Consider the following 24,706-nt stretch of genomic DNA (forward strand, 5'->3'; position numbering starts at 1 on the left):
ACTCACTCCCCGTGACGGGTGACGCAGGTCGAGAGGCCGACGAGTTCGACCGGTTCGGAGTTGTCCGGCGAGTAGACCACCATCTGCCCTTGCTCCATGTACGGCACCTTGTCCTCCAGCGACGACGGGATGTTGACGCTCTTGATGGCGTCCTCGTCGCCGAGGTTGAGGACGAGTTTCGTGTTCACCTGCTTGAACACGGGATCGGCGACGTCCTGGGGGTCCTGCGTGATGAGAAAGAGTCCGAGCCGTTCTTTCCGTCCCTGTTTCGCCGCCTCCGTGAACTTCGAAACGACTTGCCGGGCCTGGACGTTGTCGGCGTCCGCGAGGAAGTTGTGTGCTTCGTCCATCCCCAGTATCACCGGCGTCTCCTTGATGCGGTCGCTGGACGGCGAGTTCGACAGTTTGTCGTCGACGAGCATGCTCGACACCGCGAGGACGAACATCTCTTTCGCCCGACTCGTCGAGAGGTGGTAGGTCGGCACGACGGTGAGCCCTCCCGGGCGGACGAGCTGGTGGTCGAGGTCGGTGATCGGCCGGGCCGACTGGTCGAAGATACCGCGGGGAACCCCCGAACGCGGCGTTTGACCGCGTCGTAAGTCGCTTCGTGGACCCGCCCGGCCTCGTGTAGCTCCTCTTTCAGCGCCGGATCGTCGAGAAACGTCAGGAACTCCTCGTAGGTACCGCTATCCCCGTACTGCCGGAAGAACCGCCGGAGGAGTTCCTTCAGCGCGGGGTACTGGTTCTCGTTGAGGCTGCTGCCGGCGACGAGCCAGGGGCGGTCCCGTGCCATCGAGAAGGGGATGGTGAACTCCAGTTGCTCGGCGCGGTGGTTCTCGCCGCCGTAGATCACGCCGTCTTCTTTCGGAACGAGGGCGATAGTGTCGTCGTGGCCGCCGTAGGCGACGCCCTCGCGTTCGAGGCGACGGGAGTCGGCGTCGGTCAGCGACCCGTCGTCGTGCATCTGGGCGTACTCGTCTTGCGGGTCGAACTGGACGACTGCGGCCTGCACCTCGCGGTCGTCGTCCATCTCGTAGGTCGAGTCGAGCACCTGCCGGAGAACGTTCTTCGAGGCGTGAGTCTTGCCCGACCCCGTCCCGCCGGCGACGAGGACGTGCCGGAAGACGAGCGGGTCGCCGTCGGCGTAGTCGTCCTCGAGGCGGTAGTCGATGGTCGGCGGGTCCGCCGCCGTCCGTACCTTCTCGCCGCCGACCGAGAGGTGGCCGAGAAAGACGCCGTCGGCCGGGATGGAGAGCCCCGTCTTTATCTGGTCGGCGTCGGCCGCCTCGGTGACGAGCGCGCCCGGTTTCGGCACCCGGTCGGTCATCCGGCGTTTCAACTCGCCGCCGTCCTCGAACAGCACCGCCACGGGGTCGAGCGTCGTCATGAACTTGTAGTCGCGCTCCTCGAACTCGTCGCGGCGCATCGCCCGCCGGGCGTGGATTTCGGTCGCGTCGTCGGCCTGGAACTCCTGGGCGTACTCCAGCGCCGTGATGCGGCAAAACAGCAGTTCGTCGTCCGGATAGGGAACGAGGAGGTATTTGCCGAGACGGACCGAATCGCGGTTGCCGGTCGTGACGAACGCCCGTAGGCGCGTGTCGTCGCCGTCCTCCGCGACGCGGAGGCCCTGCGAGACGGAGAGGGTGCCGAGGCCGCGGTCGTCGCCCGCGGGGGTGACGTCGTAGGATTCGAAGTCGTCGGCGTCGGATCCGGGTGACGAGTCGGCGGTTGACGCGTCGTCGGCGTCGTCCCCGGTGTCGGACGAGAAGTCGGTGAAGTCGCCGAGGTCGGACATAGATTGGTCCACGGAGAGCGGGGGATACCGTTTTCGCCCGAGGGAGAGTGTCGTGTATCTTAGCCTCCGGAGAGTGCAAGAGAGGAGCGGAGAATCATCCACGTATCCGACGCGGCCGACAGAAACGTAGCCGCTCCCCGTGAACCGAGACGATCATGGGAGGAGATTTCAGAGACCGCCTTCAGAATGTATCGAGGGCGGCGTAGTTCCCATCACGGAGATCGCGGTCGCTCCCCGGTTCGACCGCGAGTACCAGTATTTGGAGCGTCTCCGCAGGATCGCTGTAGGTAGCGTTCGTTTGGATGTCGAGGTCGACGCTGACCGCCTCCCCAGGACCGAGCAGTTCACCTTGATTGTTTTCGTCCGTGAGCCACGCACGGTTACCACCGTCCACTTTGATGGCAGGCGGATTACCGATACCGGTCGCGAGGCCGCTTGGCCGCTCGGCGAACGTGTAAACGACGTCGATACCGGGGTATTCCTGAAGCAGATCCTGCCCTGTACCGTTGGTGACCGCGGAATTCGAGAATTCCGTTGCCGAAGAATCGAAACCAGTTCCGATGTAGGCGTGGGACTTACGTACGCCGACAGCAGCGACGACGTCGTTATCGCCCTGATTCCGAATCTCGAATAGATCGTGAAACGACGTCCGTGAATTCGGATTCAGACCATTGGCACCGTTGCTGGAGTCACTGAAATCGAGAGACAACTGACCGTTATCAAGCGACGAACGTTCGTCGGTGGGATTGATACCCACGTAGGCGTTTGGGTCTTGCACGACGTTAACGCTCACGTCTCGCCCGGAGACGCTACTGGTAAACGCCCCGGTACCCATCGCCGCCGCCCCACCGGCGGCGAGCGATCCGATTGCTGCGAGGTATTTGCGTCGTTGCATTGTTGTCACGCGCTCCGTCCGGAGCACGCCCGACACAATACCCCACACTCCGATTGTTGTACGCTGACAGAATCGCCGTCGGATAGTGACAGAAGCGAGAGACCGAGCGTCAGGGCGCGCCTGAATCCGAGTCGAACGGTCGTTTCCCGGCGATTAAGCCGAGCTTAATCCCTTATAAATCGCGGCGGGGTCGCGTTTTGCGGTCATTAGTTAAACCCCTACTGGTAGTGACCGACAGCGGGGAAAGTAAGGGATATGAGCCTCACACGAGACGACGTATTCGAGATCCTCCGCAGTCGTCGACGGCGCTTCACACTCCACTATCTCCGACAGAACGGGGAGCGAGCGGAGTTGGGGACGCTCTCGGAACACATCGCCGCGTGGGAAAAGGAGACGCCGGTGAGCGAAGTCGGGTCCAGCCACCGCAAGAACGTCTACACGTCGCTCCAGCAGTTCCACCTGCCGAAGATGGACGACCTGGAGATGGTCGAGTTCGACCAGCGCTCCGGCGAGGTCGAACTCACGGACGACGCGGAGAGCGTCGACGTCTATCTGGAGGTGGTTCGGGACAACGACGTCCCGTGGAGCCTCTACTACCTCGGAGTCGGCGTCGCGAGCGGCGGGGTGTTCTGGGCCAACGCCGCAGGCATCGCCCCCTTCTCGGCGCTGTCGATCGTGGAGTTGGGCATCTTCGCCGTCACGGCCATCGGCGTCCTGTCGCTGGTCCACACGGTCCACACCCGCCGGATGCGGCTCGGGAGCGACGGCTCGCCGCCCGAAGTGGGGTGATGCGACGACTCCTCGCCGGATTGGCGCTCGTCCTCGCAGTGAGTCTCGCGGTCGGCGTCGGGAGCTACACCTCCGCCTCGCGCGGCGTCGACGTGGCGGTCGTCCCCGACGACGAGGCCTACCTCGGCGTGGTGCCGGAAGGGTTCGACCGCTGTGGGAGGCTGGCGTTCGTCACCCTCTACAACCGGTTCGGCGAGAACGTGACCCTCGACGTGGACGTCCGCGTGGTAGACACCGACGGCGGACTACGGGCGGCGATCGTCGAGGCTCCGGCGTCGCTGGGCGGCGGGGAGTCGGGAGTCGTGAAGGGACATCTGACCCCGACCGACGGAGCGGCGGGCGACGAGTTGCTCGCTCTGGCCATCGATGCCGACGGCGAGGGAGTCAGCGTCTCGTTGCGCCGGACGTATGCGGTCGCCTGTGCGAAGGCGGATCCGAGCGAGAGCGCACGGGGTCGGGGGACTCCGGGCCCACCGGGAGACCTGAGCGAGCGGAGCGCGGACCTCGTCAGGGGGACGGCACCGGGTGACAGCGGAACTCGACGCCGATCCGCGGAGTTCGATAGCGCGGACGGCTTTTACGTATCCGCGCCGTACCGCCGGCCATGTTACTGGTCCGCGGGAACGGGGGCGGGACGACGCTGACGGGGACGGTGTACGAACGGGGTGAGGATCCTCCCTCGTTCAAGGGCGCGCCGGACGAGGACGCGGCGTACGTCTGGATCTGCGACGAGTTCTACGAAGTCGAGAGCGGCGGGTCGGCGACGGTCATCGACGGCCGCGAGATCAACGTCGCCTTCGAGACGCCGATGCCGCGCGGATTCGACACGCGCGAACGGGCCGTCGAGGCAGCGAAGGCGCACGTCCGGACGCAGTTCGCCCGCGTCGGCGTCCCCGAAAACGACGTGAGCGTCGAGGTCGTCAAGGCCGAACCCAGAGAAGTTTAGTCATCGCCGCTCCAGCGGACGTCGTCGTAGGTGCGGACGAACTCGGAGTCGAATCGCCGCTCGAACTTCCGGCGTAACGCCGCCTTCTCCTCCCGGCCGACGCGGGCGAGCGAGTCGGCCTTTTCGACCGCTTCCGGCGGGCCGCGAGTCGTCGCCACGTCGCGCAGGATCTGTTTCGTCAACCGCTCGCGCACGTCGTCGTCGCGGGTGACGCCGTAGGGCGCTTCGACCCGGTAACAGAGGTCCTCGCGCGGGTCGTAGACGACGAAAAACGTCACTTCGTACTCCTCGGGCGGGCGGACGCGGTCGACGCCGAGGGCGTCGCTGTCGGCGGCGAGGGTGCGGTCCGCGCCCCCGCGGGAGCGAAACCAGCCCGTGAACGTCAGCACGTCCGTCCGGCGATCGCCGTCCTCGCGGCGTTCGAGCAGTCGCGCGAACATGGCGGTGTCGTCGGTCCACGGCGCGTCGACACCGCGGGCGTCGACGGTCTGGGTGATCAGGTTCGACGCGGGATTTTTGACGAAGCCCGCGAGGGCGACGCCGCGGTCGAGAAACCGTTCGACGAGGCGGACGTAGTTCTCGACGACGCTTTGCGGTTTCGCCTCGGTGATCAGGTCCCGCAGTTCGGCGTCGCGGTCGCGCCAGTTCAGCAGTTCCTTCGGGTAGAGCGGACCGTCGAGCAACAGGAGATCCGACACCTCGTCGGCGTGTTCTAGGGCGTGCGTGCTCTCGGCGAGATAGAGCGAGAGGGCGTGGACGACGCCCTCGGCGTACCGGCTGACGCGGGGGACTGGACGGTGACGTACTTGCTGTATCCGTCGTCCCACTGTCGCCACTCGCTGTCGAGCGAGAGCGTCCGGTCGTTGCTGTGGGCCGTGAGGACGAGCGTCCGCGAGCGGTGCAGGTCGAGGTCGGAGGGGACGGCCGCCACGGCCGCCTGCGCCACGTCGAGAACCAGGCCGTTTTTGAACGTAGTGGGGTTGATAGTGCCGGCGTCGAGGCCGTGAGTCGTCGGGAACGGGTCGTCGACGAGAGCCACCTCGTCGATCGGGACCGACCGGAGACGGCGCTCCCCGACGGGGTCGACGACCACGCGCCCGCCGTCGTCGCGGAGCGGATCGAGCCACTCGTTCCAGACGGTCCGCGCGAGGTCGGTGTGGTCGCGGTCGTCCACGTTCTCCGCGAGTGCGCCCGCGAGCTGGGCGATGCCCTCGACGTGGACCGGGTCGAGCGTCATACTGGTGGCTGGCCGGCGAGGCACAAAAGTCCCGATGGAAGCCGATACGCAAGCGCTACAGTAATACGCGCCGGCGGCCAAACGTCGGCAATGACAGTCGCGGCGGTCGCGTTCGACCTCGATTACACGCTCGCCGTCCCGACCCGGTCGCGGTCGACGCTCCTCTCGGAGGCGACGGCGGCCGTCGGCGCGCCGCCGCTCTCGCGCGAGGACTATCTCGACGCCCACGCGGACAACCTCACCCGGCGGACCCGCGCGCCCATCTTCGAGCGACTGCTCGACGGGCGCGAGGCGGACGTCGAGGCGGCGACCCTCGCGGCCGCCTACCGCGAACGCGTCAACGACGCCCTCGAACCCGTGCCGGGCGTCGAGTCGATGCTCGCGGACCTGCGCGAGCGGTATCGGCTGGGCCTCCTGACGAACGGCCCCGTCGTCGCCCAGCGCTCGAAGCTCCGCGAACTCGGGTGGGAGGACGCCTTCGACGTCGCCCTCGTCACGGGCGATCTGCGCTCGGGGAAGCCCGACGCGGCGGCGTTCGAGGCGCTGCTCGACGCACTCGGGGCGAAACCGGAAGAGACGGCGTTCGTCGGCGACGACGCCGACGCGGACGTGGCGGGCGCGAGCGACGCCGGCCTCCGGGCGATACAGGTGCGCTTCCCGGACGGCCCCGACCCGGATCCGAAGGCCGCCGCGCAGGTCGACCGCGAGCGAATGGCGGCGGAACTGCCGGCGATCCTCGAGACGCTGTAGGCCCGAGCGCACGATGCGCTTCGTCAGAGCGCCTCGAACGCACGCACGACGCGTTTGGCCTGTGCGCCCGTCTCGACGTACACGAGCGTCCGGTCCGAGTCGCCGGCCGCCGGCTCGACGCGCAGGCCTTCGGATTCGGCCGCCTCGGTGGCCGCTGCTCGCCCGGTCAGGAACGCGACGCGGGCGTGATCGGGGTAGACGACGACCTCGGCGACGCGTTCGTCGCCGCGGACGACGGCGTAGGCGAACGCGCCGTCGGGCGTCGGCTCCACGTCGGGGTCCGCGTCGGTCACCGACAGATCGGCGAGCGACGCCTCGTGGCCCTCGATCTCCGAAGCGATCAGCTGCGCGATGCGTTTGCCGTCCGCGAGTGCGTCTTCGACCATGGCCGCCGTTGGGCCGGCGGCGTTAACCGTCTTTCAGTTCCCGCCGCACCCGGTCGGCGACGTCGCCCACGTCGAGACCCCGCTGGCGAGCGTAGACGACGGCCGCGGCCTCGATGGTCACGCCGAGGGCGCGCTGGCGTTCGTTGATGGCGGCGACGGCCTCCTGTTTGTCGACGTCGGCGGCGACGAGCGAATCGAGGACGCGTTCGAACGTGGACTGTTCGCGGAGGACCGACTCGTCGGGCGTGAAGCCCTCGGGGACCGACATCTCGGCGGGGTCGAACTCGACGACCAGATCGCCGTCGTCCCGCGAGAGCAGCCCCCGTCCCGTCGCCACGTCGATGAGGCGTTTGGCCTGGTCGGGCGAGAACCAGTCGCGGTCCAGCGACAGCGCGACGACGAACTCGCCTTCCCCCATGCGCGTCGTACCCTGCTGACGGAACGGCGCGGCGACGGCTACCTCGAGGCTCATGCCACCAGCAGGTGCGACCGGCGAACTAAACCTTGCTATCCGTCGGGACCGCCGGCCGTACGAGTCGAGCGATTCAAGTAGTTGCTGGGCCTTCCTCCGGTATGAAATACCAGGGATCGTCCCGGCGAAAGCGGACCGGTGGACGGATCAAGCCATCGCGAAACAAGAAACGCTACGAGCTGGGCCGCGAACCGGCCGAGACGACGGTCGGCGAACCCCGATTTCAGGTCGTCGACTCCCGGGGCAACGACACCAAGACCCGCGCGCTCGCGACGAACGTCGCACAGGTCGCCGACGGCGACGAGGTCGTCGAGGCGGAGATCGAGAACGTCGTCGAGAACCCGGCGAACACGAACTACGCCCGTCGAAACATCATCACCAAAAGCGCGATCATCGAGACGAGCGCAGGAACCGCGCGCGTCACCTCCCGTCCCGGCCAGATCGGTCAGGTCAACGCCGTCCTCGTCGACTGATTCTACGGCGTCGGTGCCGCCTTCTGGAGCGCCGTCTCGGCGACGTTGCCGCCGTAGTCGGCGCTCCGCGAGAGCGAGTCGACGATGAGCCCGAGCAGCTGCGCCCGCGCCGGATCGAGGTCGCGGAGGAGTTCGTCGATCGAACGGGCGTGAGCGTCGATGTCCTGCACCGATTCGCGGGCCTCGTTTGCCTGCTGGGTCGCCTCGTTGCTGTCGTCCATGAACAGCGCATCCATCGCGGTGTCGACGACGGTGGCGGCGTCGGCGTGGAGTTCCTCCAGCGCGTCGACGACGTCCTCGGGCACGGGATCCTCGAAGTTGAGCGACAGGTGGGCGATCTTGCTCGCGTGGTCGGCGATGCGTTCGAGTTGGCGGGCCGCGGACTGGTAGTCGAAACACACCTCGCGGGGCAAGCCGAGTTCCTCGGCGGCCCGGGGACTGCGGAGCGTGGCCCGGAAGATGCGCGAGACGACCATCCACAGCCGATCCACGTCGTCGTCTCGCTGGATGACGTCGCGGGCCATGTCCTCGTCGAGATCGATGAGCGCCGTCACGGCGTCTTCGAGCATCGACAGGGCGATGAGACGCATCCGCGTGACGGCGTTGTGAATCGACAGTTCCGAGGAGTCCAGCAGGTCGCGGATGACCACCCGATCTCTGGTCTCCTCAGCACTTCCAGGCCGACGAGGCTCTGGGTGGCCTGCCGGATCGTCCGTCGCTGCGCGGTCGTGATGCGCGGGGCCTCCAGTGCGATGATGTCGAAGCCGCTAACGTACATCGTCATGACCGCGCGCATCAGTTCGTCGCCGTTCAGATCGGTGACGTCGAGAGTCCCCTCGGTCCGGTCGTCCTCCGTTTTGGGCGTCATGAACAGCGAATCGTCCTCGGGATAGAACTCCACGACGCTTCCCGCGGAGACGCCGTTGGCCGTCGCCCACTCTTTCGGAATCGACACGGTGTACGTCGATCCACCGGTCACCTGCACCTTGCGCGTCTCGACCATACGACCAGTGACCGCCCACCGGGGGATAAATCTGACCATTCGCTATATACATCATCTCATAGATATTGCTACGTCGTTCTATCTCGGTATACATCGTCAGTGTTGCGGCCGTATTCGCGTCGTATCGGCGACCTCCTCCGGCTCACGACACACGAACACGCCAACGAACCGCGAGTGAGAAGTTGCCATACCCAATACTATATAGTGGTCATAGTAGCGTATTTATTCGGAAATCGTCTTGCCGAAAACGATGACAGGGAATTCCGGTGCGGGCCGTGAGCTGCTCTCTCGTCGCAACTTCCTCGTCGCGTCCGGTGCCGTCGGCGTCGCGGGGCTCGCCGGCTGTACGGAGAACCCCTCCGATGGCGGTGACCAGGGTACGACCACCGGCGACAGTGCATCGCTTTCCGGTACCATCAACATCGCGGGCAGTTCGACGGTGTTCCCGCTGGCGACGCAGATGAAGTCTGCGTTCCAGCGGGAGTACCCCGACGTCAAGGTGAACGTCCAGTCGACGGGGACGGGCGGCGGCTTCCAGAACAACTTCTGTCCGGGCAACACCGACTTCAACAACGCCTCCCGTCCCATCACGGACGCCGAGAGAGAGCTCTGTTCGAAGAACGGCGTCGAACCCGTCGAACTGAAGGTGGCGACGGACGCCCTTACCGTCGTCGTCAACAACGAGGCCGGCTGGGTCGACTGCATCACGGTCGACGAACTCGCGCAGATCTGGTCGCCCGAGAATCCGCCCCAGCGGTGGAGCGACGTCAACGCCGACTGGCCCGACGAGACGTTCAACCTGTTCGGCCCCTCACAGGCCTCCGGGACGTTCGATTACTTCACCGAGGTCATCGTCGGCGAAGAGGAAGTCCCGCACGGACTACAAAGCGACCGAGAACGACAGCGTCATCATCCAGGGCGTCTCGAAAAACGAGTACGCGATGGGCTATCTCGGATTCGCCTACTACACCGAGAACTCGGACAGCGTGAAGGCCCTGAAAGTCGACGCCGGCGACGGCTGTATCGCCCCGTCGCAGAGACGGCGAAGTCCGGCGAGTACACCCCGCTCTCCCGACCGCTGTTCACCTACGCCGCGAAGTCGTCGCTCGCGGAGGAACACGTCGCCGAGTTCGCTCGCTTCTGGATCGAGAACAGCACGAGCCAGGAACTCGTCGCCCAGAACGTCGGCTACGTTCCCAACACCGAAGACGAGAAAGCGGAGATGATGGATCGCCTCGAAGCGGCCATCGAAGAAGCTCAGGGCTGACGCTTCCGACGAACGCGCAACGAAGCGCTTTTTCGGTACTTCCCTCAATGGACCACACGACATGAGCACGGACTCGTTGACACAGGATCTCACGCAGCGAACCGAGAACTCCTCGCGCGAGCTGCTCGCCCGGGCGTTCTTCTTCGGGTGTGCGTTCCTGTCCATCGTGACGACGATCAGCATCGCCGTCCTCCTCGTCACCGAGGCGGCGAAGTTCTTCAGCATCACCGCGCCGCTGGTCGGCGTCGAGGGGGAGACGGCGACGATCGCCGAATTCCTCACCGGAACCGAGTGGCGGCCGAACTTCACGCCCCACGAGTTCGGCGTCCTCCCGCTCGTCTCCGCGACGCTGATGATCACGTTCGGGTCGGCGCTCATCGCCCTCCCGCTCGGCGTCGCCACCGCCATCTACCTCAGCGAATACGCGAGCGAACGGGCGCGGTCGTTTTTGAAACCCGCACTCGAAATTCTGGCCGGCGTGCCGACGGTCATCTACGGCTTCTTCGCGCTGATGTACATCACGCCCGCACTCTCGACTATCTTCCCCGACATCAGCTTCTTCAATCTCCTCTCGGCGAGTATCGTCGTCGGCATCATGATCATCCCGATGGTCGCGTCCATCAGCGAGGACGCGATGAGCGCCGTCCCCGACGACCTCCGGCAGGCCGGCTACGGGATGGGGGCGACGAAGTTCGACGTCTCCGTCGGCGTCGTTCTCCCGGCGGCCACCTCGGGGGTCGTCGCCTCCTTCATCCTCGCGCTCTCTCGTGCCATCGGCGAGACGATGGCCGTCACCATCGCCGCCGGATCGCAGGCCAACATGCTCAACCCCTGAACCCGCTCGGCTACTTCGAATCCGGGATGCCGATGACCGCCGCGATGGTCCAGTTGCTCCACGGCGACATCACCGGCGGCGGCCTCGCCTATCGCTCGCTGTTCGCCATCGGCCTCACGCTTTTCGTCATCACGCTCGCCATGAACATCGTCAGTGACCTCGTCGCCGCGCGCTACCGGGAGGAGTACGAATAATGTCGACTGACGCGCGCGACGCGGTCGAAGACGGCTTCGGCCACGTGAGCCGAACCGTCGGCACCGTCTTTCGGTATCTGCTCCTCGTCTCGACGCTCGTGGGTATCGTCACCCTCGGCGTCCTCCTCGTCTACGTCGCCAACGACGCCATCCGCCCGCTCACGGCCGACCCCGGGTGGCATCTCACCTTCGTCCTCGCGTTCGCGTTGCCGTCGCTGCTCGTCGGCGGCTACCTCTACCGGCGCGACAAGTCCGCGCTGTTCACCGGCCTGAACGCGCTCGGCGTCCCGGCCGTCTCCTCCTGTTCGCCAGCGCGGCCGCGATGCTCTTCGTCGACGTCGTCCCGCCGCTGATCTGGTTCGCCTACGTCGTCGCCGTCGCGATCCCGCTCGTCGTCCTCCTCGCGACGACTCGCTACTCCCACCGCATCCCCTTCCTCGCCCGCGTCGCCACGCTCGCGGCCGTTACCGTCGCGTCGCTCGGCGTCGTGCCGGGGGCGATCCAGTCGCTCCCGTTCGTCCCGCAGGCGTGGCTCGTCGTCGCCGCGACGCTCGGCGTCCCCGTGGCCGGGGTAGCGGGGACGTACGCCGATCGTCGCTGGGGACGACGAGCGGCCGTGTCGGTCGCCGTCGCGGCCCTCGTCGCTACCGTCGCCGCGCCCTTCGCCGGGCCGACGATCGGCCTCGACCCCCTCCCCGCGACAGTGTTGATGGCGCTCGCGGGCGTGCCGACTGCCGTCTACGTCGGCACCGTCGTCGTGAATCAGCCGGAGCGGCGCGTCGGCCTCCTCCTCCCGCTCGTCGTCGTCGCCGGTGCGCTCGTCGGCGGTGCCGTCGTCGACGCGCTCGGCTTCGCCGGGCCGCAGGCGTGGATCGACTGGCAGTTTCTCACCAGCGACCACAGCAACACGCCCGCGGAGGCCGGCATCTACCCCGCCATCGTCGGCACCATCCTGTTGATGGTCGTCGTGGCGCTGGCGTCGTTCCCCGTCGGCGTCGGCGCGGCGGTGTACCTCGAGGAGTACGCTCCCGACAACACGTTCACGCGCGTCGTGGACGTGAACATCTCGAACCTCGCCGGCGTCCCCAGCGTCGTCTACGGATTGCTCGGCCTCGGCGTGTTCGTCCGATACGGCGGCATGACCCCCGGGACGGTCGTCGTCGGCGGCATGACCCTCGCTTTGCTCATCCTGCCCATCATCATCATCTCGGCGCGGGAGGCCATCCGATCGGTGCCCGACTCGATGCGGCAGGCGTCGTACGGGATGGGGGCGACGCGGTGGCAGACGGTCAAGAACGTCGTCCTCCCGCGGTCGTTCCCGGGCATCCTCACGGGGACGATCCTCGCTCTCGGACGCGCCATCGGCGAGACGGCACCCCTGCTGATGATCGGCGCGCCACAGATCTTCGATCTGCCGACGGCGCTCGACGCCCGCGTGGGCGCGATGCCCTGCAGTTGTACGTCTGGGCGACGACGTTCGCCAGCCCCGAGTTCTACACCACCGCCCTCGCGGCCGGCGTGGTAACTCTCCTCGTGGCCATGCTGGCGATGAACTCCATCGCGATCGTACTGCGAAACAAGTATCAGCGCGAACAATAACAATGACACGAGAGAACATGACCGACGAGGCCAGTTCGCCGGCCGACGGCGGAGACCCGACGACGGACGAGATGCTCGTAGAGACGAGCCCGACGGCCGGGGTCTCGGAGTCCGACTCCGGGACGGCGGGCGGCAGTCGAACCCTCGTCGAAGCACGCAACGTCAACGTCTGGTACGACGACGACCAGGCGCTCAACGACATCAGCCTGGAGATTCCCGAGAATCGGGTCACCGCGATGATCGGCCCTTCGGGGTGTGGGAAGTCGACGTTCCTCCGGTGTATCAACCGGATGAACGACCTCATCGACGCCGCGCGCGTCGAGGGTGACCTGTTTCTCCGGAATAAGAACGTCTACGACGACGACGTCGACCCGGTGGCGCTCCGCCGGCGCGTCGGGATGGTGTTCCAGAAACCGAACCCGTTTCCGAAGAGCATCTACGACAACGTCGCCTACGGCCTGGAAATCCAGGACAAGGAGGGCGACTACGACGAGATCGTCGAACGGTCGCTCAAGCGGGCCGCCCTCTGGGACGAGGTCGAGGACCAACTCGACGAATCGGGGCTGGAACTCTCCGGCGGCCAACAGCAGCGACTCTGCATCGCTCGCGCCATCGCCCCCGACCCCGAGGTTCTGCTGATGGACGAACCCGCCTCCGCGCTCGACCCCGTCGCCACCTCGAAGATCGAGGACCTCATCAGCGAACTCGCGGAGGAGTACACGGTGGTCATCGTCACGCACAACATGCAACAGGCCGCCCGCATCAGCGACAAGACGGCCGTCTTCCTCACCGGCGGCGAACTCGTCGAGTTCGGCGACACGCAGAAAATCTTCGAGAACCCCGACAGCCAGCGCGTCGAGGACTACATCACCGGCAAGTTCGGGTGATCGCGTCCGCCCCGGTGGCGTCAATAGTTCGGCCTCGATAGCAGTATAGAGCGCTCAATAGCAATAGTTAGACAGGGATAACCCTTAGGTGACCGGACGGACAACTCGGAAACATGGCACGTACGGATTATCAGACGTCGCTCTCGGAGCTCCGGGGGACGTCCTCTACATGAGCGAGGTGGTCGCGGAACGCCTCCGGATGGGGCTCGACACCCTCGACCGGAAAGACGACGACCTCGCGCGCGAAGTCATCGAAGGCGACGACGAGATCAACGAGATGTATCTCGATCTCGAACAGGACTGCATCGACCTGATCGCCCTCCAGCAACCGGTCGCGAGCGATCTCCGATTCATCGCCGCGTCGTTCAAGATCATCACCGACCTCGAACGCATCGGTGATCTGGCCGTGAACCTCGGGGAGTACACCCTCGACGCCGAGCAGGACCTCTTTCCGGACGTCGACGTTCAGCGCCTGGGTGACGTGACCCTGGAGATGCTCGACGACGCGATGGAGACGTACGCGAACGAGGACGCCGACAACTGTTTCGACGTGGCCGACCGCGACGACGAACTCGACGCGATGTGCGAGGCGGCGAGCGAACTCGTCATGCGCGATCTCATCCAGAGCGACCGTCTCGACGAAGAGGGCGAGGTCGAATCGACGATGCAGGACGTCTCCCGCCTCCTCTTGACGATTCGTGACCTCGAACGCGTCGGCGACCACGCCGTCAACATCGCCGCCCGGACGCTCTACATGGTCGAGAACGACGACGAACTCTTGTACTAACCGCGACCGTTTGTGTTGCGGGCGGCCGCCTTCGGCGGCCTCGATGTCGCCAAGTGGCGACGCCGTCCGATTGCAAGAGGTTGCGAAGGAACCTCTCTGGCAAAAGCTCGACCAAACGCGCTACGTCACACCTCAGCGCGGCTTCGCCGCGCTTCGAGGGTTCCTTGGCCCGCTCACTCGCTTCTCTCGTTCGCGATGAGTGCGCTCGTCGAGAAGTGACGGAAATCGCATCTCAGAGATCGTCTCGTCGATGTGAGTTGGATATCGAATGCGAACCCCGTTGCAGTTCGACCGTTCGGCTCGGATTTCGTTGATATCTGAGGAGTGAACCTACCGACGTCGCGTTCGACCACCAGACCTACAATCGGGAACGAGATAGCGAGCGTATGTTACCGAATACCTCCATCGAGTTAGCTCTCCTCGGAACCGCTATCTTGGCGGCGAGTGCTGGTTCCGTGATCTGGGGGAAGTGTATTTTATCCCGATTCAATTCCGACACCTGAATCCGCTGGAGCGACTGATTACGACTTCTTGGCGTCAACGCTGACCCGCCGATGAAAACTAGTCACTGTACCGCGAGCGACCGGCGGGAGCGAGCGGGCCGAGGTGCGAACGGAACGAAGTGAAGTGAGCACCGAGTGCTTTTGGTCGAGCTTTTACCGAGGGCGCGGCGGAGCCGCGCCCGCAGCGCAAAAGGTCGTTACTGGAACCCGATGCGGCCGCCGCTGCCGCGCTCGGCGAAGCTCTCGCCGCGACCACCCTTGAACTGCTCCTCGATGCGTTCGTAGTAGTCCAGAATCTCGTCGGTGATGGTGGGGCGGACGTGTTCCATCGCCTGACGGAAATGCCGCATCTCGATTTCCTCCGCGTCGTCGTCCTCTCGCAACGCGACCATCGCCGCCTCGCGCGCGATGCTCTCGAGGTCAGAGCCGACGTAGCCGTCGGTGATTTCGGCGATCTCTCGCAGGCTCACGTCGGGGGCGAGCGGGCTGTCCTGGGTGTGGATTTTCAGGATCTGTTCGCGACCCTCCTGTTCCGGTTCGCCGATGAACACCAGACGGTCGAACCGGCCCGAGCGGATGAGCGCGGGGTCGATCATGTCGGGGCGGTTGGTCGCTCCGATGACCATCACGTCGCCCATCTCCTCCAGCCCGTCGAGTTCGGTCAGCAGTTGGTTGACGACCCGTTCGGAGACGTTGTTACCCACCTCGTTGCCCCGGGAGGGAGCCAGCGAGTCGAGTTCGTCGAAGAAGATGACGGTCGGGGCCACCTGTCTGGCCTTCCGGAACGTCTGTCGGATGGCCTTCTCGCTTTCCCCGACCCACTTCGAGAGGAGTTGGGGGCCACGCACCGAGATGAAGTTGGCGTTCGTCTCGTTGGCGACGGCCTTCGCCATCAGCGTCTTGCCCGTCCCCGGCGGGCCGTAGAGGAGGACTCCCTTCGGCGGTTCGATGCCCATGCGATCGAACTTCTGGGGGAGGAGAGCGGCCACTCGACGGCCTCTTTGACGTTCTGTTTGGGGTCCTCCAGTCCCCCGACGTCGTCCCACGTAATCTTCGGGAGTTCGACCAGCACCTCGCGCATCGCGCTGGGTTCGACTTCGCCGAGCGCGCCGCCGAAGTCGTCGCGTTTGACGATCATCCGGTCGATGAGGCTCGGCGGGATGTCCTCCTCGTCTAAGTCGATTTCGGGGAGGTAGCGTCTGAGCGCCTTCATCGCGGCCTCCTTGGTGAGGCTCTCGATGTCGGCACCCACGAAGCCGTGGGTCTCGTCGGCGAGGTGGTCGAGGCTCACGTCGTCGGAAAGGGGCATCCCCCGCGTGTGTATCTGGAGGATCTCCTTCCGTCCCGCCTCGTCGGGGACGCCGATCTCGATTTCGCGGTCGAACCGGCCGGGGCGGCGAAGCGCCGGGTCCACCGAGTCGACGCGGTTCGTCGCGGCGATGACGATGACCTGCCCCCTCGTTTCGAGGCCGTCCATCATCGTCAGCAACTGGGCGACGACGCGGCGTTCGACCTCGCCGGTGACGTCCTCGCGTTTGGGCGCGATGGAGTCGAGTTCGTCGATGAAGATGATGGAGGGCGACTCCTCTTTGGCGTCCTCGAATATCTCGCGTAACTGCTGTTCGGACTCGCCGTAGTATTTCGAGATGATCTCGGGACCGGCGATGGAGAAGAAACTCGCCGACGTCTCGTTGGCGACGGCCTTCGCCAGCAGGGTCTTGCCCGTCCCTGGCGGGCCGTGAAGCAGGACGCCCTGTGGCGGTTCGATGCCCAGTTTCTTGAAGATCTGGGGATGTTTCATCGGGAGTTCGACCATCTCCCGGACGCGTTGAATCTCGCCTTGCAGGCCGCCGATGTCCTCGTAGGTGATGCCGCCGCCCGTCTTCTCGAAGCCCGAAATCGGCTCCTCGCGGAGTTCGACCTCGGTGTCTTCGGTGACGAGACAGACGCCGTCGGGCTCCGTCTCGACGGCGATGAGCGGGATCGCCTGGCCGGGCGAGCGCATGAACGGATGGTTGGTACTCGACATCACCGGCACGATGTCGCGTTCGACGACCGGCCGCTTCAGGATCTGGCGCTTGACCATGCCGGCGGCGTCGGAGCCGAACTGGACGCTCGCCTCCTCCGGCGGCGCGAGGACGAGCTTGTCGGCTTTCGTCGCCTCCGCCTTCCGGATGGTGACGCGTTCGCCGATGCCGACGTCCGCGTTCTGGCGCGTGAACCCGTCGATGCGGACGGTGTCCGTGTTCCAGTCCTGCCGGTCGGCACGCCACACCTTGGCCGCGGTGGTGTCGCCGCCCTCGATCTCGATGATGTCACCCGGCGATAGCTTCAGGTGGAGCAACGTGTCGGGGTCCAATCGGGCGATACCGCGACCCGAGTCGTTCGGGTACGCCTTGGCGACTTCCAGTTGCACTTCGTTCATAATCTCCCCGCAGGGATACTGAAATGTCGGCGACGCCTCGGGATAAGTTCTTTGCTACTGGGGGTAGATTCCCGCGCCGCCGTCGGAGTCAGTGTCATATGCTAGCACAGGCCGGGAGGACATAAATCCCTACCGGCGAGTCGGTGTCTCAGTAGGCAGCCAGAGCCGGCCGTCGGCGCACGGTCGGCCGACTGTTTCCGACAGTCTAACTTGCGTCGGGAGCGTGAGTCGGCGTATGCGAACGCTCGCGTTCGACGGCCGAATGGGTGCCAGCGGCGACATGCTCCTCGGCGCACTGGTCGCCGTCGGTGCCGACCCCGCCGTCCTCACGCCCGTCGAGGACGCCATCGACGTCAGGTACGACGTGGGTGAGACGGTCGACAACGGCGTCCGCGCGACGACGGTCGACGTTCGTCTCGACGGGAGCGACTCGACGTCACACGCCGTGGACCACTCTCACGACGACCACTCTCACGACCACCCACACGACGACCACTCTCACGACCACCCACACGACGACCACTCTCACGACCACCCACACGACGACCACTCTCACGACCACCCACACGACGACCACTCTCACGACCACCCACACGACGACCACTCTCACGACCACCCACACGACGACCACTCTCACGACCACCCACACGACGACCGCGCCGAAGGCTCGGGCCCGCATCGAACGTACCCGGACGTCGTCGACCTCGTCGAGTCGATGGGGCTGCCGTCGGCCGTCGAACGCGACGCGCTGGCGACGTTCGAACTGCTCGGCGAGGCGGAGGCGGCGGTCCACGGCACCGACCTCTCGGAGACGCACTTCCACGAGGTGGGGGCCGACGACGCCATCGCGGACGTGGTCGGCGTCTGTCTGCTCCTCGCCGACCTCGACGTCGAACGGGTGGTGACGGCACCCGTCTCGACCGGCGGCGGCGACGCGGCGATGAGCCACGGGACGTATCCGGTGCCGACGCCGGCCGTCGTCGAAATCGCCGAGCGCGCGGACTGGGCGATTCGTGGCGGCCCGGTCGACGCCGAACTGCTCACGCCGACCGGGGCGGCGTTGCTCGCGCACGTCGCCGAGGGCGTCGACCGCCTCCCGTCGCTGACTCTCGACGCGTCGGGCTACGGCGCGGGCGACATGGACTTCCCCGACCGCCCGAACGTCCTCCGCGCCCTCGTCGGCGACGGGGAGGGGGCTCCGCCGCGACGAGATCACCGTCCTGGAGACGAACCTCGACGACGCCACGCCGGAGATTCTCGGCGGCCTGCAGGAGACGCTCACCGACGCCGGCGCGCGCGACGTGACGGTGTTGCCGGCGACGATGAAGAAATCCCGGCCGGGCCACCTCGTCAAGGTGATCGTCCGCCCGGCGGACGCCGAACGCGTGGCCCGTCGCCTCGCCGAGGAGACGGGCACGCTCGGCGTCCGCGAACACGGCGCGGGCCACCGCTGGATCGCCGACCGGCGGTTCGAGACGGTCGAACTCGACGTGGAGGGAGACAGCTACGAGGTGGCGGTGAAAGTCGGCTGTGACGACGCCGGCGAGGTGTACGACGTCAGCGCGGAGTACGACGACGCCCTCGCCGTCGCGCGCGAGACGGGACTCCCCGTTCGCGAGGTGAGGCGACGGGCCGAGTCGGCAGTCCGGTAGCGCCTCGGGCGGTTTGGTGTCGGATTTATGGACCGTCCGGCACGACGGCCTGTGCCGTCGCCGGGCGCGCCGGGGAATGGGAACGCCCGCCGTGCGTCGGCGTCGTCGACACGCCGAGTACGCATTTTTCGCCGTCCGCCGCCGGGGCGCGATCGAAACCGCTTCGCGTCTCTCGAGCGGCGGAAACGGACGACCCGGGGCCCGAGCGGGCGGCCGTCAGTTCCGGTGTTCGTCCAGCGCTTCCTCGATGCTCAGTTCGCCGCTGGCGACGCGGCGGGCCAGTCGTTCGTCGATGGCGCGGTTCTCGCTGGACTGCTGGCGCGAGCGGTCTTTGATGACCTGTAGTTCGCCCGCGGTGGGTTCGACCTCACGGGATTCGACGCGTTCGCCGTCGAGGCGGGCGATGTTGACCGCCGCGAGGACGTCGCCCATGCCCCGCGCGCCGGTGCCGAGGTAGGGCGTCGTCCCCGTCTCGTCGACGAGTTCGACCGGCACGTCGTCGAGTTCGTTGACGAGTTGCGAGCCCTGCAGGCGCGCGCCGTCGCCGACGCGGACCACCGGGTCGACGGCGTCGGCGACCTCCCGCCGGATCGTCTCGACGGCGTCGGCGAAGGGGACGTGGAAGGCGGCGACGACCATCTCGCCGGAGAGGACGGCGATGCCCGGACGGACGCCGGGGTCGACGCCGACGACGGTGCGGCCGCTCCCGCCTCTGAGGACGGCGAGGGCTTCGTCCACCGCGCGCCGGGCCTCGTCAGCGGACGCGACGACGTGGGGGACCTCGCCGGTGTCCACGTCGTCCTCCGGGACCGTGATGACGACGGTGGCGTGGTCGGGCAGGCCCTCGCCGGGTTCGACCGTCGTGAACTCGACGCCCCGATCCCGGAGTCGGCCCACCACCTCGTGGTACAGTTCGAAGTCCGCGGTGGCGACGACGATCACTGCCGGGAGTTGGGTGTGTAGCGGGTAAAACGTATCGAGAGCCACATCGGGGTTTTTTGCGCATACCGACGCAAAGACGGGCGTGGCAGAGCACGTTTCCACCGGCTGTGACCCCCTCGACGAGTTGCTCGGGGGCGGATTCGAGCGTGGCACCGTCACGCAGGTGTACGGCCCGCCGGCCGCCGGCAAGACGAACCTCGCGCTCTCGGCGGCCGTCGGCGTCGCCGCGGCCGGTGGCGTCGCCGTCTACATCGACACCGAGGGGCTGTCGATCGACCGCTTCCGCCAGCTCGCCGAGGCGAAAGCGACGGACGACGTCGAGGACGTCACCTCGCGGTTGATCATCAGCGACGCCCACGACTTCACGGAACAGGCGGAGGCGGTCCGCGACGCCGGCGAGTTCGCCGAGCGCGCCGATCTCGTGGTGCTCGACAGCGCGACCGGCTTCTACCGCCTCGAGCGGGTCGGCGACGGCGACGACGGCGAGTCGCTCCGGAAGGTGGCTCGCCAGGTCACTCACCTGCTCTCGCTGGCGCGCAAACACGACCTGGCCGTCGTCGTCACGAACCAGGTGTACACCGATCCCGAGAGCGATCGGGCGCGCCCGCTGGGCGGCCACACGCTCGAACACTGGACCGGCGCGGTCGTCCGACTCGACCGCTTTCGGGGCGGGAACCGCCGCGCGACGCTGGAGAAACACCGGTCGAAGCCGGCGGGGGAGTCGGCGACGTTCCGCATCACCGAGACGGGGTTGTCGGGAGCCGAACCGTAGGCCCCGGCCTCAGAGTTCGCCGAGTTTCGAGAGGAGCTGGGCCTCGTACTCCTCGTCTGCGATGATGCCTTTCAGTTCGAGGACGTTGCGTTCGAGTTTGTCGAGGGCGACGTGGAAGCCGTGTTCCGCGCCGTACCCCTCGCCGGAGCCGGCGACCTGCCCGCGGTTCGTCCGGAGACGGATCTGACACCGGATAAGGGGGTCCCGCGGAGGCGCTCTTTGTGTTCGTGAAAGCGGACGTGGGCGTGGTGGACCTGCATGTCCCGATACTTGTCGGCCACCTCGGTGACGCTCTCGACGACCGCCCCGCGACTGATGTCGTCCAGGAGGGCGACGTTGGTGATCTGGACGTCCATCTGCTGTTTTTCGGTGTAGGTGAGCGCGCGCAACACGTCCGTCTTGGTGAGGACGCCGGCGATCTCCCCGTCGTCGGCTTCGGGCGTGACGACGAGGCCGGCGACGTCGTTGTCGAGCATCCGGGCGACGGCGTCGCGGACGGATTCGCCGGGCGTCGTCGTGAGAACCGGACTCGTCATCAGATCGTAGACGGGCAGATCGAGCATCCGTTCGAGGTCGCCCCGGCGGTCGCCCCGGCCCTGCCGTTCCGTGTCGCGGACCGCGAACTCGACGATGTCGTGAGTCGTGACGACGCCGACGAGTCGGCCGTCGTCGTCGACGACGGGGAGGCGCGAAATGCCGTTTTCGCGCAGTCGGTTGATGACCTTGCCGACGTGTTCTTTCTCGCCGATGGTGACGACGTCGTCGGTCTGGATCTGGGAGACGTCGAGGGCGTCGAGGTTGTCGAGGACGGCGTCGAGGATGCCGTCGACGCTGACGATGCCCCAGCGCTTCTCGCCCTCGTAGACGGGCGCGATCTGCGTCCCGCCCTCGACGAGGACGCGCGCGACCTCGCGGACGTCCTCCGTGCGGTCGACGCGGGGGCCGACCGGACGAGCACCTCCGCTTTGGCGTCGTCGGCGACCCGGGAGCGCACGAGATCGCGTTCGCTGATGACGCCGGCGTACTCCCCGTCCCGGGTGACGACGATCCCCTTCGGATTCTCGCGTTCGAAGATGGACTTGACCTTTCCGAGGCGTTCCTGTGCGTCGATTTCGGTGTATTCAGACGTCGCAATATCTGCGATATTCATATCGATACGTCATTCTCGGCGAGCGCGGAAGTTAGTTCTTCTCGTCGCCGGGGCGTAGACCGCCGTCGCGCGCTCGGGCCGCCGTCGACGGCGGGGTGTCGGACCGCGACGGCGAGGTCGGCTCACGACTCGCGGAGGCGACGCCGCTCGTAGTCGAGCTCGGTCTCGTAGCCGGCGCGACCCAGCGCCTCGTGTGCCGCGTCGAGGCTCTCCGTTCCCCGGACGTGACTGGCCAGGCCGGACGTCGCGGCGACGGCCGACGGGTCGAGATAGAAGGTGACCGCGCTCGACGGCGAGAGCGACACCGTCCGGTCGCCGTCGCGAATCTCCGTCTCGCCGAGCGCGCCCCGGGCCGCCTCGACGGGGAGGCGACTCGCCTCCGTGGTCACGTCGGCCAACAGGTCGTCGAGTTCGGCGACGACGCTCGGCGTCAACCCCCACGCGCCGAGGAAGCCGTCGCGTCGGGCCGCGCGGGCGATGCCGTCGTCGACCTCGGCGGGGGTCAGTTCGCCGTCGCTCCCGTGGCCGAAGACGCCGAGGCAGGCGTCCACGTCGAGGCGGGTCAACGCCGCGAGGACGACGGCGTCGATAAGCGGGCTCCGGAGGCCGTCTTCGTCCCCGGCCGCGAGGACATCGCCGCCGGAGTCGGTGCCCACGACCAGATCGACGTCGAGGCGTCGGCAGGCGTCGTCGAGGCCCGCGGCGAGGCCCGCCGCACCGCCGCTCACGTTCACCAGCGCGACGTCCTCGTCGTAGTGGCGGGCGACCCGGGTCTCGGCGAACTCGACGCCGTCGTGGGTCCGCGTCTCGCCGTCGGCGACGGCGACGGCGTCGTTGATCCGGTCGACGCTCGTCAGTTCGTCGAACGACCGCGGCCCGACCGTCGGGTCGACGACGAACCGTTCCCAGGGAACGCCGCCGAGGAGTACGTCGACACCGTGTCGTTCCAGGAATCGGGCCGTCGGCACGGCACCGACCACGTCGCCGCCGCCACCGCCGCCGAAGACGAGCGCGCGGGTCGCATCGAACGCGGATTCGAGTGTCTCCATGGTCGGGCTTCGACCGCCGGAGTATTATACGCCCGGCGTCCGTCGCCGGGCGCATGGACGTGCAGACGCACTCGGAGATCTCGGAGCGCTACGTCGGAACGCCCGAACGGGTTGAGGACGGCCTCGCCGTCGTCTCCCTCGCGACGACGGCGGAGATGCGGGCCGACGAGACGGGACTGGTCCACGGCGGGTTCGTCTTCGGCGCGGCGGACTACGCCGCGATGCTCGCGGTGAACGAATCGACCGTCGTCCTCGCGGGGGCCGACGTCGAGTTCCCCGCGCCGGCGGAGACGGGCGACGAACTCCGCGCCCGGGCGGAGATCGCCCAACGGGAGGATCGCCGCGTCGACGTCGACTGCGCCGTCACGGCCGGCGAGACGACGGTCATGGCGGGGTCGTTCGACTGCGTCGTCCCCGACCGACACGTCCTGGAGTAGCCGACCGGATGTTCGCCGTCGACGTCGAACGCGCCATCCGCGACGCCCGCGAGACGGGGGATACCTCCGCCCCGCCTACGACGACTTCTGTGTCGCTCGCGTCCCCGCGACGGCGGGGCGCGTCCTCGACGCCGACGTCGGACCGCCGCTCCCGGCGGACGCGCTGGCCGACGTCGAGACGGACGTCGAGGTGGTCGTCGTCGCCCTCGTCGACGGCTACGGCTACACGCAGTGGCGACGCGACTACGAAGCCGTCCCCTTTCTCGACCGACTCACCCGTCGCGCGGGCGTCACGCCGCTCACCTCGGTCTACCCCTCGGAGACGGCGGCGGCGATGACGACGCTCCACACCGGCCGGACGCCCGCCGAACACGGCCTCCTCGGCTGGAACCTCTACGTCGAGGCGGACGACCTGACGATCCGATCGCTCCCCTTCCGGACGCTCGCCGGCGAGGATCCGCGATCGGTGGACGCGTCGGTGACGCCGGCGGACCTGTTCGCGGGACGACCGATATACGAACGGCTCGGCGAGGCGGGCGTCACCTCACACGTCCTCTCGCCAGAGAGCCTCGCCGGGTCGGCGTACTCGTCGGTGGCCAGTGCCGGCGCGGCGACTCCGGGCTACGCCGACGTTTCGGACGCCGAAGCGTCGCTGCGTCGGATCGTCGAGTCGGCCGGCGATCGGACGTACGTCCTGGCCTACTTCCCGCAGGTCGACGCGGCGGGCCACGAGACCGGCACCGAGTCGGCGACCTACCGCGACCGGCTGTCGTCGGTGGCGGCGACGCTCGGTCGGTTCGTCCGCCGCCTCGACGCCGCGGACGCTCGGCGGACGCTCCTCGTCGTCACCGCGGACCACGGTCAGGTGAACACCGACCCGACGACGAACGTGGACCTCCTCGAACTCGACGGCGTGGCGTCTCGCTTGCGTCGCCACGGCGGGGGTGAGACGGACGCCGAGGGCGTCGCCGGGAGCGAAAGCCCCGTCGTCGCCGGCAGCGCGCGGAACGTCCACCTGTTCTGTGAGGAGGAGCCGAGGTTCGGCGGTCGCTGGCCCGCGAACTCGACGCGCGGACGTTCACCCGTGCGGAGGCGCTCGCGGAGTCGCTGTTCGGGCCGGGCGACCCGGCACCCGCCCTCGAACGCCGGTGCGGTGACCTCGTGGTCGTCCCGCGCGATCGGGGCGTCTGGCACGGTCGCGACCCGCGACTGCTGGAACACGTGGGGATGCACGGGGGCCTCCATCCCGACGAGATGCTGGTCCCCTTCGCGGCGGCCCGGGTCGCCGACCTCAGCGGCGCGTCGCTCCCGGCAGTCGCCGACGAACCTCCGGGGCACGGGCGGAACGGCGCGGGGACGGACCGCCGACGTGCGAAACCGCGATTCGACGATCGGCCCGCTCGGAACGAAGCCGGGGCTGAGATTTTCGCTACTGAGAACGGAAGGCGTGATCGTTTGAGG

At 67.2% G+C, this 24,706-nt stretch carries 15 protein-coding genes and 9 pseudogenes; 14 read left to right on the plus strand and 10 right to left on the minus strand.

Features of this window, described 5'->3' with window-relative positions; translation table 11 throughout:
* Positions 1 to 2 precede the first annotated feature (2 nt).
* Both ACFQJD_RS12145 and ACFQJD_RS12150 read right to left on the minus strand, forming a co-directional pair.
* Positions 3 to 1,795: pseudogene (locus ACFQJD_RS12145) on the minus strand (ATP-binding protein).
* Between the two features lie 181 nt (positions 1,796 to 1,976).
* Positions 1,977 to 2,717 (minus strand): hypothetical protein, encoded by a 741-nt coding sequence (locus ACFQJD_RS12150; RefSeq protein ID WP_379798535.1) that lies wholly within the window; start codon positions 2,715 to 2,717, stop codon positions 1,977 to 1,979.
* A 228-nt stretch (positions 2,718 to 2,945) separates the two neighbouring features.
* Here ACFQJD_RS12150 and ACFQJD_RS12155 point away from each other — a divergent pair, with 228 nt between their 5' ends.
* The 3 genes from ACFQJD_RS12155 to ACFQJD_RS12165 are packed head-to-tail and all read left to right on the plus strand — an operon-like array spanning position 2,946 to position 4,425.
* Positions 2,946 to 3,479: a DUF7344 domain-containing protein gene (locus ACFQJD_RS12155; protein WP_379798537.1), complete on the plus strand. Its 534-nt coding sequence runs from the start codon at positions 2,946 to 2,948 to the stop codon at positions 3,477 to 3,479.
* The gene (locus ACFQJD_RS12160; RefSeq protein ID WP_379798539.1) at positions 3,479 to 4,123 is read left to right on the plus strand and encodes a hypothetical protein; all 645 of its coding nucleotides are present in this window, start codon (positions 3,479 to 3,481) and stop codon (positions 4,121 to 4,123) included. The genes ACFQJD_RS12155 and ACFQJD_RS12160 overlap by 1 nt, the downstream gene beginning before the upstream one ends.
* Positions 4,084 to 4,425 (plus strand): DUF7113 family protein, encoded by a 342-nt coding sequence (locus ACFQJD_RS12165; protein ID WP_379798541.1) that lies wholly within the window; start codon positions 4,084 to 4,086, stop codon positions 4,423 to 4,425. The genes ACFQJD_RS12160 and ACFQJD_RS12165 overlap by 40 nt, the downstream gene beginning before the upstream one ends.
* Here ACFQJD_RS12165 and ACFQJD_RS12170 read toward each other — a convergent pair.
* Positions 4,422 to 5,662, minus strand: a pseudogene (locus tag ACFQJD_RS12170) (DNA double-strand break repair nuclease NurA). The gene ACFQJD_RS12165 and the pseudogene ACFQJD_RS12170 overlap by 4 nt on opposite strands.
* Positions 5,663 to 5,752: 90 nt before the next feature.
* On the opposite strand from ACFQJD_RS12170, the gene ACFQJD_RS12175 reads away from it, so the two are divergent.
* The gene (locus ACFQJD_RS12175) at positions 5,753 to 6,412 is read left to right on the plus strand and encodes an HAD family hydrolase (protein ID WP_379798543.1); all 660 of its coding nucleotides are present in this window, start codon (positions 5,753 to 5,755) and stop codon (positions 6,410 to 6,412) included.
* A gap of 23 nt (positions 6,413 to 6,435) precedes the next feature.
* Here the strand turns inward: ACFQJD_RS12175 and ACFQJD_RS12180 are convergent, their stop codons facing one another.
* Together ACFQJD_RS12180 and ACFQJD_RS12185 are read right to left on the minus strand one after the other, a co-directional pair.
* On the minus strand, positions 6,436 to 6,798 hold the full coding sequence (locus ACFQJD_RS12180; protein ID WP_379798545.1) for a hypothetical protein: 363 nt from the start codon (positions 6,796 to 6,798) through the stop codon (positions 6,436 to 6,438).
* A gap of 22 nt (positions 6,799 to 6,820) precedes the next feature.
* Entirely contained in the window at positions 6,821 to 7,270 is a 450-nt protein-coding gene (locus ACFQJD_RS12185; protein WP_379798547.1) for a DUF2240 family protein, read from the minus strand.
* 101 nt (positions 7,271 to 7,371) lie between these two features.
* Between ACFQJD_RS12185 and ACFQJD_RS12190 the strand changes: the two genes are divergently transcribed.
* Positions 7,372 to 7,743, plus strand: a complete 372-nt coding sequence (locus ACFQJD_RS12190) for a 30S ribosomal protein S8e (protein ID WP_379798549.1) — start codon at positions 7,372 to 7,374, stop codon at positions 7,741 to 7,743.
* Positions 7,744 to 7,745: 2 nt separating this feature from the next.
* On the opposite strand, the pseudogene ACFQJD_RS12195 reads toward ACFQJD_RS12190, so the two are convergent.
* Positions 7,746 to 8,746, minus strand: a pseudogene (locus tag ACFQJD_RS12195) (PhoU domain-containing protein).
* Between the two features lie 250 nt (positions 8,747 to 8,996).
* Between ACFQJD_RS12195 and ACFQJD_RS12200 the strand changes: the two are divergent.
* The 5 genes and pseudogenes from ACFQJD_RS12200 to phoU all read left to right on the plus strand — a co-directional run bounded on the left by ACFQJD_RS12200 (position 8,997) and on the right by phoU (position 14,315).
* Positions 8,997 to 10,013, plus strand: coding sequence for a substrate-binding domain-containing protein (locus ACFQJD_RS12200; RefSeq protein ID WP_379798551.1), 1,017 nt, complete (start codon positions 8,997 to 8,999; stop codon positions 10,011 to 10,013).
* Between the two features lie 61 nt (positions 10,014 to 10,074).
* Positions 10,075 to 11,042: pseudogene (pstC, locus tag ACFQJD_RS12205) on the plus strand (phosphate ABC transporter permease subunit PstC).
* Positions 11,042 to 12,641, plus strand: a pseudogene (gene pstA / locus ACFQJD_RS12210) (phosphate ABC transporter permease PstA). The pseudogenes pstC and pstA overlap by 1 nt, the downstream one beginning before the upstream one ends.
* Positions 12,642 to 12,643: 2 nt before the next feature.
* Positions 12,644 to 13,528 carry a phosphate ABC transporter ATP-binding protein PstB gene (gene pstB, locus ACFQJD_RS12215; RefSeq protein WP_379798553.1) on the plus strand — a complete coding sequence of 295 codons (885 nt, stop codon included), beginning with the start codon at positions 12,644 to 12,646 and terminating at the stop codon, positions 13,526 to 13,528.
* A 113-nt stretch (positions 13,529 to 13,641) separates the two neighbouring features.
* Positions 13,642 to 14,315, plus strand: a pseudogene (gene phoU, locus ACFQJD_RS12220) (phosphate signaling complex protein PhoU).
* Positions 14,316 to 15,015: 700 nt separating this feature from the next.
* On the opposite strand, the pseudogene ACFQJD_RS12225 reads toward phoU, so the two are convergent.
* Positions 15,016 to 17,243, minus strand: a pseudogene (locus tag ACFQJD_RS12225) (CDC48 family AAA ATPase).
* A 235-nt stretch (positions 17,244 to 17,478) separates the two neighbouring features.
* On the opposite strand from ACFQJD_RS12225, the pseudogene larC reads away from it, so the two are divergent.
* A pseudogene (larC, locus tag ACFQJD_RS12230) lies at positions 17,479 to 18,895 on the plus strand (nickel pincer cofactor biosynthesis protein LarC).
* A 216-nt stretch (positions 18,896 to 19,111) separates the two neighbouring features.
* On the opposite strand, the gene ACFQJD_RS12235 reads toward larC, so the two are convergent.
* Positions 19,112 to 19,837 (minus strand): hypothetical protein, encoded by a 726-nt coding sequence (locus ACFQJD_RS12235; protein ID WP_379798555.1) that lies wholly within the window; start codon positions 19,835 to 19,837, stop codon positions 19,112 to 19,114.
* Between the two features lie 82 nt (positions 19,838 to 19,919).
* Between ACFQJD_RS12235 and radB the strand changes: the two genes are divergently transcribed.
* Positions 19,920 to 20,609, plus strand: a complete 690-nt coding sequence (gene radB, locus ACFQJD_RS12240) for a DNA repair and recombination protein RadB (protein ID WP_379798557.1) — start codon at positions 19,920 to 19,922, stop codon at positions 20,607 to 20,609.
* A gap of 9 nt (positions 20,610 to 20,618) precedes the next feature.
* Here the strand turns inward: radB and ACFQJD_RS12245 are convergent.
* Positions 20,619 to 21,759: pseudogene (locus ACFQJD_RS12245) on the minus strand (CBS domain-containing protein).
* A 122-nt stretch (positions 21,760 to 21,881) separates the two neighbouring features.
* Entirely contained in the window at positions 21,882 to 22,808 is a 927-nt protein-coding gene (locus ACFQJD_RS12250; protein ID WP_379798559.1) for a DUF1152 domain-containing protein, read from the minus strand.
* Positions 22,809 to 22,861: 53 nt separating this feature from the next.
* On the opposite strand from ACFQJD_RS12250, the gene ACFQJD_RS12255 reads away from it, so the two are divergent.
* Together ACFQJD_RS12255 and ACFQJD_RS12260 are read left to right on the plus strand one after the other, a co-directional pair.
* Positions 22,862 to 23,245: a PaaI family thioesterase gene (locus ACFQJD_RS12255; protein ID WP_379798561.1), complete on the plus strand. Its 384-nt coding sequence runs from the start codon at positions 22,862 to 22,864 to the stop codon at positions 23,243 to 23,245.
* A 190-nt stretch (positions 23,246 to 23,435) separates the two neighbouring features.
* The gene (locus ACFQJD_RS12260; RefSeq protein WP_379798563.1) at positions 23,436 to 24,704 is read left to right on the plus strand and encodes an alkaline phosphatase family protein; all 1,269 of its coding nucleotides are present in this window, start codon (positions 23,436 to 23,438) and stop codon (positions 24,702 to 24,704) included.
* The last annotated feature ends 2 nt before the right edge of the window (positions 24,705 to 24,706 follow it).

This window comes from Haloplanus sp. GCM10025708, from assembly GCF_042663985.1.
GTDB classification, from domain to species: Archaea; Halobacteriota; Halobacteria; order Halobacteriales; family Haloferacaceae; genus Salinirarus; species Salinirarus marinus.

Coding starts and splice junctions, on each gene's coding strand:
- ACFQJD_RS12165 (WP_379798541.1), top strand. CDS start 4,084: ATGTTACTGGTCCGCGGGAACGGGGGCGGGACGACGCTGACGGGGACG.
- ACFQJD_RS12180 (WP_379798545.1), bottom strand. CDS start 6,798: ATGGTCGAAGACGCACTCGCGGACGGCAAACGCATCGCGCAGCTGATC.
- ACFQJD_RS12255 (WP_379798561.1), top strand. CDS start 22,862: ATGGACGTGCAGACGCACTCGGAGATCTCGGAGCGCTACGTCGGAACG.
- ACFQJD_RS12175 (WP_379798543.1), top strand. CDS start 5,753: ATGACAGTCGCGGCGGTCGCGTTCGACCTCGATTACACGCTCGCCGTC.
- ACFQJD_RS12155 (WP_379798537.1), top strand. CDS start 2,946: ATGAGCCTCACACGAGACGACGTATTCGAGATCCTCCGCAGTCGTCGA.
- ACFQJD_RS12250 (WP_379798559.1), bottom strand. CDS start 22,808: ATGGAGACACTCGAATCCGCGTTCGATGCGACCCGCGCGCTCGTCTTC.
- ACFQJD_RS12185 (WP_379798547.1), bottom strand. CDS start 7,270: ATGAGCCTCGAGGTAGCCGTCGCCGCGCCGTTCCGTCAGCAGGGTACG.
- ACFQJD_RS12160 (WP_379798539.1), top strand. CDS start 3,479: ATGCGACGACTCCTCGCCGGATTGGCGCTCGTCCTCGCAGTGAGTCTC.
- ACFQJD_RS12200 (WP_379798551.1), top strand. CDS start 8,997: ATGACAGGGAATTCCGGTGCGGGCCGTGAGCTGCTCTCTCGTCGCAAC.
- pstB (WP_379798553.1), top strand. CDS start 12,644: ATGACACGAGAGAACATGACCGACGAGGCCAGTTCGCCGGCCGACGGC.
- ACFQJD_RS12190 (WP_379798549.1), top strand. CDS start 7,372: ATGAAATACCAGGGATCGTCCCGGCGAAAGCGGACCGGTGGACGGATC.